Raw genomic sequence first — 12,759 nt, 5'->3', positions numbered from 1 at the left:
CCCCCCTTTTTTAAGGGGGGCTGGGGGGGATCATAATCTTGCGGAAAACTTTGAAAACACGCCCTAAAGGCTGAGGGCTGACGGCTGACCGCTAACCGCTGAGAGCTGAGAGCTGACCACTGACCGCTTTTGGCTTAATGCTTAGCCCCCTATGGTATCAAAACAGCGAGGAATTCGGTTCTGTGGATTGCCATAATAATCCAAAATTTCGTGAGTCCGTAGCACCATAGATTCCATCAGGGCAGTCATGTTCTTTTTCACCACTAATTGGTCTTCTGGTGAAACATAAGCTATGTCTGCTAACAAAACCTCGGTAATATCCTCATGGGCTCCATCGTCATTAATTTTGGCATGGAGCAAGATTGGTTGATAAAAGTCCGAAGGCAAATCTAAATCTTGACACCGCTGTTTGAATAACTGGTGGAACTCCTCACTGTGTTCTTCAAACATTAATAATGCTGCCTTGAAGCTAAGGGGATGCTGCTTCGCAAAAACAGCTAGACTTGAACAAATCGCAAACGTCATTGGTAAGGGCAGCATCCGTTGCAATTGCTGACCAGAAATTCCCACACTCTTCAAGGATTTCTCGATCAGACGGTCATGGTGCAACTCAGACCCAAAGAATTCCCGGAGGAGTTGGCGAATCTTAGGTGATTCATAATTGGCTAAAGACGGAGCTAGCAAACTCGGACACAGATGAGTAACGTGATAGGATTCCAAACTATAGCCAATCAACTGCTCTCTAGTAATCGTCTTATCTACCATCTTTACGCTGTAGGGAGACTCAGGAAAACGCATTTTCAGACGGTTTAGGAATCGGTATAACTCCCGATAGAATTGATGTCCAGTAACACCACCAGATGTCACTGATTTCTCCCGGTCTATTAGCATACCACGGCGGTCTAATTCTATTAGCAAGTCAGGAATCTGTTCTTGAATTCCTGGACACTCCTGACCCAATTCCTCTGGTGACATTCCCCCAAACTGCAACAGCTGGAACAGTTTATAAGTCTCCTCTTGCTTTTCAGGTTCTACTGTAATCGAACAGCCTTGGTTTTGATAACGAATTTCTACCCTGGTATCACTGAATTTTAAACATACTTGATTTTTAAATAGCGGCTGTTTCAATAAACTCTTAGTTAACGTCATAACTTCATTCCTAACTGAATCTAAATTGGGTGATAATGTCCTAGGTTTTAAAGAGTAGGGAGTAGGGAGTAGGGAGTAGGGAGTAGGAAAGGTGGGGAGGTGGGGAGTAGCGATCGCAAAACTTACCACACTTACCACGCTTACCACACTTACCCCTCTCGCCACCCTCCCCACACCTCCCGACTCCGGACTCCGGACTCCCGATTCCCGATTCCCGATTCCCTACTCCCTATTTCTAGAGAGCCGAAACTCGTCTGAGCAAATCACTAGTGCATGAATAGTAATTCCAAATCGCCCTGTAAAAATTGTTATACATTTCAATAAACAGGTAAATTTGATCGCCTAACCGTTGCCGAGTTTGTTGATCAACGTGGCCAATGTCTTGAAAGATGCGATGAATTAAGTTTTCTGATTCTCCAGTTATATTTCTGTTTACCAATTCTCGAATTGGGTCGATAAACCCAGACTCAAGGTTAACCCGCTCACACGCAGCAAGGTAGGATGATAAATGATGGTATGCTTGACGTTTTAACACCCCTAAAGTACTCAATAAAACCAGTGGCTCGGAGTTTGCCCAATAGGCCAAAGCATTCCCAATTGCCACAGTTTCCGGTAGTGCGATCGCATCGTTTAAATCCTGATCGCTAATACCAATACCGTTCAACGCCTTCAGCCAAAGCTGATCTTGCCCATATTCTTGACTATAGAGTTGGTTAATCAATTGTTGAACCTTTCTATAATTTTGGCATCCCAGCACTGGGAAGTCCCAATTCCACCGATGGCAAGACAAATGGTAATGCTCTATCCCAAAGCCATACAAAACAGTAATAGGTAGCTCAGATTCACTAGAGGTTATTGGTTTCCAAAACAGATTTCCTTCAACAGTAGTTTGGAGTAAGTCATTGGTAAAATCCTCCAACTCCAGCAGAGTATCGATACCAGAATGAACTTTAAACGGAGTAGCATCATCCAGTAACGCCTGATCTTCCAATCCTTTCAAAATTGATTGAATTACCTCCGGGTTATCAGGAGCAAAAAGCTCTTGAAGCTCCTCAATACTCCTAGTACCATCCATCATTACAAACAGTGTTTGTAACGTTTCTGCTGACAAACCGCTAGTCTCGAAACCAAAATATTGACCATCCCGATAAAAAACAATCTGATCGGGATATATATTAATGTTACAGGCTAATTTAGGGTACTTTATTGTCAGACTTTGCTTAGATTTACCATCAACTAATGGCTGGGTTTGGTCTAGATTTGAATTTGAAGTTACGCTTTCCACGGTTTTTTTACTATAGATGTTTTAAATTCGATGAGGGATAAATTCCTCGGTTTTATAGAGTAGGGAATCGGGAATCGGGAATCGGGAATCGGGAATATAGTTTATGGATAAATTTTATTGATCCACAAACCCTTAGCTTTTTACTCAGAGGCTGTTTTAAAAATATTGGATATTACTCCACAATCCTCTAATCACAAAAGCTAAGGTATCTCCTCAATCGAGATTAGAAAACTAGATTAGAGGATTGCATAGCAATAGGGGCGTACAGGGCCACATTTTGGTGGCAAGGGATAATAACAGGGGTAGGGACGAGGTAGGGGAACAGGCTTGGCAATAATAGGAGGCTTGGGCTGAGGCATGGGGCTTGGATGGGGATCAATCCTTAGATCTTCGATTTCTTTGATGTCTATCATGTCCCTGATGTCCACCGGATGTGCGATCATCCGACCACCTTCGAGTGAAGACAACTCCTCAGTGTTTATTTCCTGAAGATTTTCCAAGTTCTCAATTTTCATTGATTTTTTCTCCTTCTTGAGATAGTTGATGAATAGATGAGATTTCAATATTTATCATCTTGGTATGTTATAATTAGTTTATGCAATTGGCTTATAGTGTTGTCGCCACCTTGGCTTTTTATTAACAAACAAAAAAAATTCGCTCCCTGCTAAGGCCAAGTAATGGAAATCGGGAGCATGTCAACTTTGTAATTAGGTACATAGATCCCCCCTAACCCCCCTTAAAAAAGGGGGGAACTAGATTGAAAAGTCCCCCTTATTAAGGGGGATTTAGGGGGATCTGAATCAGGGATTAACAAAATTGACATGCACCCTGGAAATCCTTAGCAATGGAAGCGAATTAGTTACTATCTGAAAATCCCTGTATTGGGCGAAAAGCACCGAAAAATAACTGATGATTGCCAACTTTAAGGTTAAGGTCACTATGCTCCAAAACTATACTTATAAACTATACTTATACCAAATCCTGTTCCCACACCCCCCTTATCCGCATAGCCATAGATTCTTGGCATACAAAGATTTGGTCGATTTTTATAAAGGGGTTTTGACAAACGTATTTGGTATTAGATAGTCATGCTCATAGTGTCAGTATTCAGCTATCAGCCTATAAAATAAGCTGACCGCTGACCGCTGACGGCTGAATGCTTACAACTGACCTTTTACCCCAAAATATAAAATTAGAGAATAACAGGACAAATCCTTAACGGAATTGCTTTGATATCTTTATAAGGTAAAGGTCTGGGATAACCGGGATAACATGGTGGAGGTGGTGGTGGTGGACAATAGGGATAAATGGGACGTTTTAATTCTGTGGGAGCAATACTAATATCGGCCACATCTATTTTATGTGCGATCGGTTTATCTATGATCGCTATCATGCCACCTTCAACAGAAGATAATTTATCTATATTTATCTCCTGAAGATTTTCTAAGTCTCCAATTTGCATGGAAAATTCTCCTTCTTCAGCTCAACAGTTGTTGATGTTGATGTTGATGTTGATGTTGATGTTGATGTTGATGTCTGGGTGAAACATTTAATTGTTTCATTTGATTATTATTGTCCGATGTTATCTTCTCTATGTCTTGCCAATTTGGCTGGAATAGGTTAATCATTTTGGGGAAGAGGGAGTAGGGAGTAGGGAGTCGGGAGTCGGGAGTCGGGAGTCGGGAATAGGAGTTGCTATACCCTAGGTGGTTTGTGTTGGGTCTAGCTGACGCGATCGCATACACCCCCATCACACCCCTTTGAGACGATCCGACTGGTGACTGCTGCTGGCGAAAGCACTATCACATAAGGGTTTCAGCTCTACAACAAAAACTATCCTCTTGATCCATTACACTCCCGACTCCCTACTCCCGACTCCCGATTCCCGATTCCCGATTCCCTACTCCCGTCCTACCACCAAATCCCACAACGCATCAATACCTCTACCCACATACTCTGAATCCTGGTGTTGTTCAATCCATTCAATCACAGTAGGGAGAACATGATTAGATGTTTTGCCCAATTTGCCCAAGACTTCGGCTGCCTGCCAACGCACATAAGAATCATCATCGATTAGCCTTGCTAGGAGGGCACTGACTACGGTTTCTGAGCTATTGCCCAAATTGACCAAGGCTTCCGCTGCCCTGATACAGACAAAAGAATCATCATCGATTAGCCTTGCTAGGAGGGCACTGACTACGGTTTCTGAGCTATTGCCCAAATTGCCCAAGGCTTCCGCTGCCTTGATACAGACAAAAGAATCATCATCCCTTAGCCTTGCTAGGAGGGCACTGACTACGGTTTCTGAGCTGTTGCCCAATTTGCCCAAGGCATCGGTTGCCCTGATACGCACATCATAATCATCATCCCTTAGCCTTGCTAGGAGGGCACTGACTAAAGTTTCTGAGCTGTTGCCCAATATACCCAAGGCATTAGCTGCACTCTCACGCACATTAGAATTATCATCCTTCAGTCGTGCTAGTAGGGCGTTTATTACAGTTTCTGAGCTGTTGCCCAATTTGCCCAAGGCATCGGCTGTACTCATGCGCACATCAGAATCATCATCCTTCAGTCGTGCTATGAGGGCATTGATTACAGTTTCTGAGCTGTTGCCCAATTTGCCCAAAGCATAGGCTGCCCTGATACGCACATCAGAATCATCATCCATTAGCCTTGCTAGGAGCGCATTAACTACAGTTTCTGAGTTGTTGCCCAAATTGCCCAAGGCATAGGCTGCAATCATACGCACAACAGAATTATCATCATCCATTAGCCTTGCTATGAGGGCGTTGATTACAGTTTCTGAGCTGTTGCCCAATTTGCCCAAGGTATCGGCTGCACTCACACGCACACCATAATTGTTATCCTGAAGTCCTGCTATGAGGGCGTTGATTACAGTTTCTGAGCTGTTGCCCAATTTGCCTAAGGCTTCCACTACTCTCCAACACACAACAGAATCATCATCTATCTGTGCTAGCAGGGCGTTAACTACGGTTTCTGAGCTGTTGCCCAAATTGCCCAAGGCTTCCACTGCCTTCTCACGCACAACAGAATCATCATCCTTTAGGGGTGTCAACAATATTGTAATTACCTGATCTTTTTCCCCTAACTCGTGTCGATAGTTCAGCAATCGTTCCTCATCGATTCGAGGCGATTGCTCCTTCAACAATTCCAATACCTGTTTCTCAAAATCCGTTTCATACAAACTACAAATTATCTGATAAACCTGCTCACGAATATTATTGCCAACCCGCTCTTTACTAGTCACCTCCAACTCAACCAACCCCTCTAAAATCTCTTCCACTAAGCCACTATCAGTACTCCGTAAATTTTTCGGGTCTTCTGCCAAACAATTACCAGCAAATAACAAATCCCGATGTAACCACTGCTCATAGTTACTATTATTAGTCAAAACTGCCCGAATTGCCTTCGCCGCATTTTTCGGTTTTTGTTGCGCTATCAGTAATAGTAACACTTCGCGCCAATGGGAGTCATGTAAATGCTCCCGAATCTGATTCAAAACAATATCGAAATCATATTCATTTTCTGCTTGATAGTTAATCTCCTGAGCACACAAATATTCTTGAAACGTCTTATGGACAAAACCATAACAATCTTGCCCTTGCTCATTCAATAAACCAGTGCGCTTGCGAATCAACTCTACAAACCGTCTTGCCTCTTCCTTAGCTTTATACAAATCCACCTGCTTCAAGGTTTTAATCTGCTCAGCCAATTGCTTAATCAAATCATCTTTGTCAATGAGCGTGCCACTATCCTTATCTTCAGCATTTCCCTGAGTATGAATCCAATACGCCAACCATTCCATCAATCGGCGCAAATCATCCAAGCTCAAATAGGTCAACCACTTATCACTACTTAATTCCTTATTAGCATCCCAAGAGGTTAACAAGGTTTCCACTGCTTTGTCATAAAGCTTATACCGTTCCTTGGGCAATACCGCTTGATACCGATGAATCAATGCAATAATTGTCAACAATAACGGATTCCGTGCCAATAGCTTAATCCGGTCATTATCATCCAGCGCTTTTCGTAAACTCTGCTTGCGCCTTTCAGCTTCTGCTTGGTCTTGAAAGCGACTGTTATACCAGTTATCAATAAACGCGGAAATCTTGCTATCATCAAAGGGTTCAATTTGATAGTGGGGAAATTCCTCAGTGCGGAAAAAGTCGCGCCGATAACCAGCCGGTCTAGATGTAATAATAGCGCGATTTCTGTCAAATTGCCCCAAAAAATTCTCGATGCGACTGACTACATCATTCCGTTTAGCCTCATCTGCGACTTCATCCAAACCATCCAGCAATATCAAGGCTCTACCATCAGACAACCAATGCTCAAAAAATCCCACTGGTAACCGTTGCACTGACATCGTGTTTTCGGCAAACCCACGGGCATAGTCGATCAGGTTTTTATCGAGATTTATCCCAAAATCTCGCATCCTAATTAAAATCGGTAGCCAGTCGGTATCACCATCTAATCCCAACTCCTCAGGCTTGCTCTCAGCCAACATTACTGCAAAATAACTCATCAACGTGGTTTTCCCCGAGCCTGGCGCACCCAATATCACTACTCGTCTCGACTGACTTTGGCTCAATAGCTGCTGAGCCAAGAATTTCCGTCCAGTCGTCTTTTCCAACAACGCCCTTTCCAGCTTTTCCCGACTTTCTCCTGCTAACAACTCCCGCTCCCAAGTGCTAGCAGTTGATACCTCTTCCACCACATCGGGCATTACAAAAATCTGCGCTAACTTCTCCGATTTCTCTACTTCTTGCCCAGGCACAGCAATGCCAGCAAATTTAACATCATCAAACCAGTTAGCTAACTGCTCACAATAATCCTGTTTAGCTACCTGAAATTTTAGATAAGTAACAGTATGCTCAAAATAAGCATTAATAAATCTCTCTATCCAAAGCTGGAGACTATCTTGATTTAGTTTAATGTTATTCGTTTCTGCTTCTTGTTGAAATACGGTGCTTAAAATATCCCGGTCTGGCTTACCTTGATTGAGTAACGGTTTCTGTAATTCCGCTAAAACTGCTGCATTAGTAAAATAGCCCCCCAAAAAATTTTTAACTCCATTCAATCCATCCGGCGGAGCATGAAAAAATAATAGTTGGCTCGGTTCCAGTTGTTTTTCCCATTCCTTAACTGCGTATTCTCCCGCTTTGATTGCCTTCTCTACATCGCTTTTCGTCAGAGCTTGAGTTAAGCTATCCCATCCTTTTCCCGAAACAATCTCTAACAACGATTCCCCTATTTTCGGGATTGCCCAATTGGCTAACAGTGACAAGGGTTCCATAATTTATAGGTAATTATGTTCGATGCTATTAATTATAGCAATTTAGGGAGTAGGGTTTTTTTCCTAGGTTTGGATCCCCCTAAATCCCCCTTAATAAGGGGGACTTTCCAGATAGATTTCCAGACTCCCCCCAATAATCAGGCTTTTGAGATAGATTTCCCGACTTCTTACAATAATCAGGTTTGGATCCCCCTAAATCCCCCTTAATAAGGCGGACTTTCTTAATTTATAAATTTAGGGGGTGGGTTTTGATACCCCTAAATCCCCCGAGCAATCCCTCGCTCGGGGGACTTTTGAGATAGATTTCCGACTCCCCCCTTTGATAAGGGGGGCTGGGGGGGATCGAGCAAATAAATAGGATAGAAAGGGATGGTATCTAGGAGCCGCTACGCAAACCGACTCCCCCAAGCTAAGACCATTACCCTAATTCCTAATACCTAAAAAAACGATATAGCATTTCTAGGATTTATGAGGTACGCTTTTAAACCTCAAAGTCCCCCTTATTAAGGGGGATTTAGGGGGATCCCTACCTCATGGCATAGAAAATTGCTATAAAATCGTTAACTTATTGAATTTTGAAACAGTTCTAAGTTGTGTTAGGGGGAAGCTCACTGCTGATCCGAACGCACACTGCTTCAAAATTATGCAATACTTCATCATTGGTAAATCGAATTACTTTTAATCCATAACCTTCAAGAATCTGGCTTCTTTCTTGATCATAAGCTTGGCCAGCTTCTGTATAATGAGACTCTCCATCAACTTCAATCACTAATTTTAAAGCAGCGCAATAAAAGTCAACAATAAAATTCCCTATCGGTCTTTGTCGCAAGACTCTAAACTGAAAATTTTTTAAATAGTCAGACCACAGCTTTTTCTCGGCTGGTGTCATAGTTTTTCTTAATTCTTTAGCTCTGCTTACTAAATTGGAGTTATAAGGCAGATGAAATTGTTTTTGTTGGCGATCGCACATTTTACAAGAATTGAGCTTGTGGTTTTTGCCGTGGGTTTTGATCCCCCTAAATCCCCCTTAATAAGGGGGACTTTTTAGATAGATTGGCGGACTTATTACAATAATCAGCCTTTCTATATAGGTTTCCGAGCTCCCCCCTTTGATAAGGGGGGCTGGGGGGGATCCAGCAAGTCAATGGCATAGAAAGAGATGGTATCTAGGAGCCGCTACGGGAACCCATAAATATCTTATCAATTTAAATACTATCCCAAGATTACGATCTAAACTTAAATACTATCGCAAAATTAACCTTTAAAATTAAATGTAATGCTCTGATGCACTAAGGGATTTGCCGTAGGCTATGCTACGCGATCGCTAATACAAAATTAAGCAAAAAAAATTTATTATATACCCCCTTTTGCAAAAAAAATCAAAAATTACTTGACAAATTAAATAATTATTTATTACCATAAAAAGGTCACCAATACAACAACAAAAAACATTATGGACATCGAAAACTTTCTCCCAAATTTCGAGTATAACCCCAACAATCCTAATCTCCCTGACTCATTTGGCAAACCCCAGCCAGGACGGAAGCAAATCAAACATATATTGATCGGTTCTCCCAAAATTGTGCGGGTCACAATCTATAGCCTTTATAGCCGTGGCTACGCCCAAGTTGATGAGTGGAGCACTCCTCAACCTATCGGAAATTCTGGTGAGGTGATCAGTATTTTGATTCGACATCTGTTGGTAGATTAAGATAGCAAATTGCCAGGGATGCCAATCCCTGTCTTGATGCAGTCGCTCATGGGGGAAACCACGGCAGTTGCTCATGGGGGGAACCCCCAAGACCGCACTGCCTCCCCAAGACCGCGCTGCATCGCTGGCGACAGGTCAAAACTTAGGAGAAAAGGAGAAAGTACGAAGTCTGAAGTCTGAAACCTAAGTTAGTATGTTGTTGATCGGGATAATTTCCTGATGAATTGGTGAAGACATAGTCAAGAACCCTAGGGTTTTTGACTATTACAACAAATAATTCGGTCAAGGATTGGAATTAACCAGAACTTGACCGAATTTTTTTATTGTGATGAGGGAACAGGGAACAGGGAACAGGGAGTAGGGAGTAGGGAGTAGGGAAGAAAAGTTAGATGTACCTTATTACTAGAAAACTCAACAGCACTAATCAAGACTCAAGACTAACTTGCGACAATGCAATAGTTTTTTCCACCACCCTTACCACCCACCCCTTGCATCTTTTAAAAAATCGTGTTAGTATAACAATATCGTTAAAGCAATGGTTTTACCGCCATGATGATTTCTACCGCACAAGCTGCTAAATTACTAGGTGTCTCTGCCACTCGCGTCCGTTTCCTGTTGAGCAAGGGCAGAGTCAAAGGAGCGTATAAAGTGGGTAGAACTTGGGTGATTCCTTTATTTGATGGCATGCCAGTGGTCACCCCCGGCACTCGTGGACCGAAGCGGAATTGGTCAAAGCGTACAAATTACACTAAGGCGGTCATCCACGTTAATCAGAAAGTCATTCGCCAAAATCACAACACCGGCGAACGCAATCCCGTGATTACCGTAAAACGCGGCGCTAAAAACATTTACGGTCATACCGTCGAAGTCAATGGCCCTTGTCGGGTGATGTATCGCCCAGATGAACCCCTAAATTGTGGAGCACGGGTATGGATTGAGACGATTTCTGATTTTAATGTCAGCTGAGCCAGGTCTAAGTTATTTAGTGATAGCGCTACGCCCTGGGAATTGGGAATAGCGATGAGTCAAGCATGGTCGAGAGGCTTAAACCAACGGGAATGCATTCAGAGGTAGCCGGGTTTATAGGAGGTGAACTATTTTTAGAAATTCGACGCTGTCAATTGCCTTACTTTATTCCTAAAGAATGCGTGATCAAACCACAAACAGAGTCTGGGTATGAACCAGATGTAATCGTTTTAGACAAGCAAAAAGTTACTGATAACGAACCACGCTGGGAAAAAGAATCGATTATCACACGGGGGTCTTCTGTTCGTTTAGTTGTAGAAGTGGTTTCAACAAACTGGAGCGACGATTACGCTTTAAAACTGGAAGATTACGAATCTTTCGGAATTGCTGAATATTGGATTGTTGATTATTTAGGTTTAGAGGATATCTGAAAAGTTTTTTTATACTGAATTTTGCCCCCCTAGCCCCCCAACTTTGGGGGGAACAAGAGTCAATTTGCTTCTAAAAGTCCCCCAAAATTGGGGGATTTAGGGGGCTTTGATCTAGCAAATGAGACTTCTCAGACAACCTCTTAGGTGGTAGGCGATTTATTGGCAATCCCAAACAACCTACTTTATCGGTTTACCAATTGATAGATGGCGAATATAACGTTAGTCAGTTCCGAGGAGCTAACCGTATTTTATCCTCAACCTTTCCAGAGTTAAGGTTAAATGCTGAACAGGTTTTTCAAGCGGTCAGTTATCAGTAGTAGTTACTATAAAAGGAATAGGAACTAGGAAAGTTCGGATCAGTATAAAAGAGATGCTATGGTGCGATGGCATAGTGGCTCTTTGCTGAGCATCCCATTAGCATTAAGCATTGGCATTAACTTTTGTGCGATCGCATTATCATTAACCGTTGTGTCTAGGCATCCTTGAACTCTCCCCCCCACACTACCCACACTACCCACACTACCCACACTACCCCCTCTCCCCACACTCTTTCCCCATGAGGATCAACCCTCCTGACTGGCTTGGGGGAAAATAGTGAGCTGATTTGGAATAACCTAATCTGGTATTGTAACAATATGAATTTAAGATTCGGTTAATTAAAGGTAAAATCAGGTGGACATTGGGAGTATAGATAGTGATTGAGATGCTCAAAGTAGGAACCTTAGTTCGAGTGATTTATCCTGATTATGTTGCGGGTCTTTCGGGTCGTATTGAAGCACAGGAAGAATCCGGTCGTTGGATAGTCAGATTAGAGGAAAATCCATTTGAGCAGAATGATCAACCATTTATACTATCTCTAGATGAGTCAGACTTTGAAGTGATAAAGCCTCCTTCATTGTAGTTAAGCTAGTTATTATATTTTCTAGTTATCAGATTTTCCATTTCCACCAAGCATGAAACACCAGATAAGTATAAATGAGTTCAAAGAAAACGTTAAAGCTGACTTTAACACCAGACCAAACTATGATCAAGGAAGCTTTCACCCTCGGCTAGCCAAGGGTCTAGTAGAACTATCCCACCTGAAAACTGGACAACGAATTCTAGATATTGCTACCGGCACAGGTTTAGTAGCAATTCTTGCAGCCAAAATTGTCGGTGCTTCTGGAGCTGTTGTCGGCGTAGATATTTCCTCAGGCATGCTCAATCTAGCCCAACGAAAAGTTAAAGCCGAAGGTCTCAACAACATCGAATTTATAGAAGCAGATGCAGAAACTATCAACTTCCCAGATAATAGTTTCGATAGGATTCTATGTTCTTCAGCCATTGTATACTTAACAGATATCCCTGCTGCGTTACGGCAGTGGTATCGCTTCGTAAAACCAGGAGGATTAGTCGGATTTTCCTGTTTTGCAGCAAACGCCTTTCCTACAGGGGGTCTGTTTCGAGAAAAAGCAGGAGACTATGGCATTGTAATTCCTAATCCCAATCAACCCCTTGGTAGTCCCGAGAAATGTCATCAGCTACTCACCGAAGCAGGTTTTGAAGACATCAACGTCAAAACCGACCAACTTGGTTTCTACAACAGTGATACTCAAACAGTAGCAGCAAACTCTTGGCGGGGAAACTCAAAGAGTGCCTTTGGCGCGGAAGTTTTCCAGCTTTCTCCAGAGAAATTAGCACAATTGAAAACTGAATTCTTTGCAGCCGTTGAGCAATTAGCCACAGCACAAGGCATTTGGATAGATATTACAACGTTTTTTGTTTTCGCCAGGAAATCGGTAACATTTCAGATTATTAAATAATCCCTATATCTATAGCAAGTATTATACCCATGAGGTACAAATCTCTGGGTTTTAGGGAGCAGGGAGCAGGGAGCAGTGAAGAGGGAAAAAATAATGTG

13 protein-coding genes and 1 pseudogene are annotated in these 12,759 nt (G+C 42.5%); 6 read left to right on the top strand and 8 right to left on the bottom strand.

The window, feature by feature from the left end:
- Positions 1–141 precede the first annotated feature (141 nt).
- Positions 142–1,278, bottom strand: a complete 1,137-nt coding sequence (locus BJP37_RS06205) for a heme oxygenase-like domain-containing protein (protein ID WP_214607745.1) — start codon at positions 1,276–1,278, stop codon at positions 142–144.
- On the opposite strand from BJP37_RS06205, the gene BJP37_RS38635 reads away from it, so the two are divergent.
- Positions 1,249–1,407, top strand: a complete 159-nt coding sequence (locus BJP37_RS38635; protein ID WP_158069454.1) for a hypothetical protein — start codon at positions 1,249–1,251, stop codon at positions 1,405–1,407. The genes BJP37_RS06205 and BJP37_RS38635 overlap by 30 nt on opposite strands.
- Here the strand turns inward: BJP37_RS38635 and BJP37_RS06200 are convergent.
- The 6 genes from BJP37_RS06200 to BJP37_RS06175 all read right to left on the bottom strand — a co-directional run bounded on the left by BJP37_RS06200 (position 1,385) and on the right by BJP37_RS06175 (position 8,721).
- A complete protein-coding gene (locus tag BJP37_RS06200; RefSeq protein WP_075897333.1) occupies positions 1,385–2,434 on the bottom strand; it encodes a heme oxygenase-like domain-containing protein in 1,050 nt (349 codons plus the stop codon). The two genes, BJP37_RS38635 and BJP37_RS06200, sit on opposite strands and share 23 nt — an antisense overlap.
- A 236-nt stretch (positions 2,435–2,670) precedes the next feature.
- A complete protein-coding gene (locus BJP37_RS06195; protein ID WP_075897331.1) occupies positions 2,671–2,949 on the bottom strand; it encodes a hypothetical protein in 279 nt (92 codons plus the stop codon).
- Positions 2,950–3,626: 677 nt separating this feature from the next.
- On the bottom strand, positions 3,627–3,896 hold the full coding sequence (locus tag BJP37_RS06190; RefSeq protein WP_075897329.1) for a hypothetical protein: 270 nt from the start codon (positions 3,894–3,896) through the stop codon (positions 3,627–3,629).
- A 16-nt stretch (positions 3,897–3,912) separates the two neighbouring features.
- Positions 3,913–4,188 (bottom strand): hypothetical protein, encoded by a 276-nt coding sequence (locus BJP37_RS35765; protein ID WP_143727488.1) that lies wholly within the window; start codon positions 4,186–4,188, stop codon positions 3,913–3,915.
- A 146-nt stretch (positions 4,189–4,334) separates the two neighbouring features.
- On the bottom strand, positions 4,335–7,751 hold the full coding sequence (locus tag BJP37_RS06185; RefSeq protein WP_075897327.1) for a sister chromatid cohesion protein PDS5: 3,417 nt from the start codon (positions 7,749–7,751) through the stop codon (positions 4,335–4,337).
- Positions 7,752–8,337: 586 nt separating this feature from the next.
- Positions 8,338–8,721 carry an endonuclease domain-containing protein gene (locus BJP37_RS06175; protein WP_075897323.1) on the bottom strand — a complete coding sequence of 128 codons (384 nt, stop codon included), beginning with the start codon at positions 8,719–8,721 and terminating at the stop codon, positions 8,338–8,340.
- Positions 8,722–9,204: 483 nt separating this feature from the next.
- On the opposite strand from BJP37_RS06175, the gene BJP37_RS06170 reads away from it, so the two are divergent.
- The 3 genes and pseudogenes from BJP37_RS06170 (at position 9,205) to BJP37_RS44880 (ending at position 11,176) form a co-directional block, all read left to right on the top strand.
- Positions 9,205–9,462 (top strand): hypothetical protein, encoded by a 258-nt coding sequence (locus BJP37_RS06170; RefSeq protein WP_075897321.1) that lies wholly within the window; start codon positions 9,205–9,207, stop codon positions 9,460–9,462.
- A 549-nt stretch (positions 9,463–10,011) separates the two neighbouring features.
- Positions 10,012–10,428: a helix-turn-helix domain-containing protein gene (locus BJP37_RS06165; protein ID WP_075897319.1), complete on the top strand. Its 417-nt coding sequence runs from the start codon at positions 10,012–10,014 to the stop codon at positions 10,426–10,428.
- A gap of 65 nt (positions 10,429–10,493) precedes the next feature.
- Positions 10,494–11,176: pseudogene (locus BJP37_RS44880) on the top strand (Uma2 family endonuclease).
- A 39-nt stretch (positions 11,177–11,215) separates the two neighbouring features.
- Here the strand turns inward: BJP37_RS44880 and BJP37_RS35750 are convergent.
- Entirely contained in the window at positions 11,216–11,404 is a 189-nt protein-coding gene (locus tag BJP37_RS35750) for a hypothetical protein (RefSeq protein ID WP_143727487.1), read from the bottom strand.
- 158 nt (positions 11,405–11,562) lie between these two features.
- Between BJP37_RS35750 and BJP37_RS06155 the strand changes: the two genes are divergently transcribed.
- Both BJP37_RS06155 and BJP37_RS06150 read left to right on the top strand, forming a co-directional pair.
- On the top strand, positions 11,563–11,760 hold the full coding sequence (locus tag BJP37_RS06155) for a hypothetical protein (RefSeq protein WP_075905805.1): 198 nt from the start codon (positions 11,563–11,565) through the stop codon (positions 11,758–11,760).
- Positions 11,761–11,812: 52 nt separating this feature from the next.
- Positions 11,813–12,661, top strand: a complete 849-nt coding sequence (locus BJP37_RS06150) for a class I SAM-dependent methyltransferase (protein WP_075897317.1) — start codon at positions 11,813–11,815, stop codon at positions 12,659–12,661.
- The last annotated feature ends 98 nt before the right edge of the window (positions 12,662–12,759 follow it).

It is taken from the genome of Moorena bouillonii PNG (genome assembly GCF_001942495.1).
Classification (GTDB): domain Bacteria; phylum Cyanobacteriota; class Cyanobacteriia; order Cyanobacteriales; family Coleofasciculaceae; genus Moorena; species Moorena bouillonii.
The sequence above is the reverse complement of the archived record's forward strand: the minus strand, read 5'-3'. Positions and strand labels throughout refer to the sequence as shown.

Excerpts from the sequence above, each read along its gene's own strand:
- BJP37_RS06195 (WP_075897331.1), bottom strand. The coding sequence starts at position 2,949 with ATGAAAATTGAGAACTTGGAAAATCTTCAGGAAATAAACACTGAGGAG.
- BJP37_RS06190 (WP_075897329.1), bottom strand. The coding sequence starts at position 3,896 with ATGCAAATTGGAGACTTAGAAAATCTTCAGGAGATAAATATAGATAAA.
- BJP37_RS06185 (WP_075897327.1), bottom strand. The coding sequence starts at position 7,751 with ATGGAACCCTTGTCACTGTTAGCCAATTGGGCAATCCCGAAAATAGGG.
- BJP37_RS06175 (WP_075897323.1), bottom strand. The coding sequence starts at position 8,721 with ATGTGCGATCGCCAACAAAAACAATTTCATCTGCCTTATAACTCCAAT.
- BJP37_RS06170 (WP_075897321.1), top strand. The coding sequence starts at position 9,205 with ATGGACATCGAAAACTTTCTCCCAAATTTCGAGTATAACCCCAACAAT.
- BJP37_RS06165 (WP_075897319.1), top strand. The coding sequence starts at position 10,012 with ATGATGATTTCTACCGCACAAGCTGCTAAATTACTAGGTGTCTCTGCC.
- BJP37_RS06155 (WP_075905805.1), top strand. The coding sequence starts at position 11,563 with ATGCTCAAAGTAGGAACCTTAGTTCGAGTGATTTATCCTGATTATGTT.
- BJP37_RS06150 (WP_075897317.1), top strand. The coding sequence starts at position 11,813 with ATGAAACACCAGATAAGTATAAATGAGTTCAAAGAAAACGTTAAAGCT.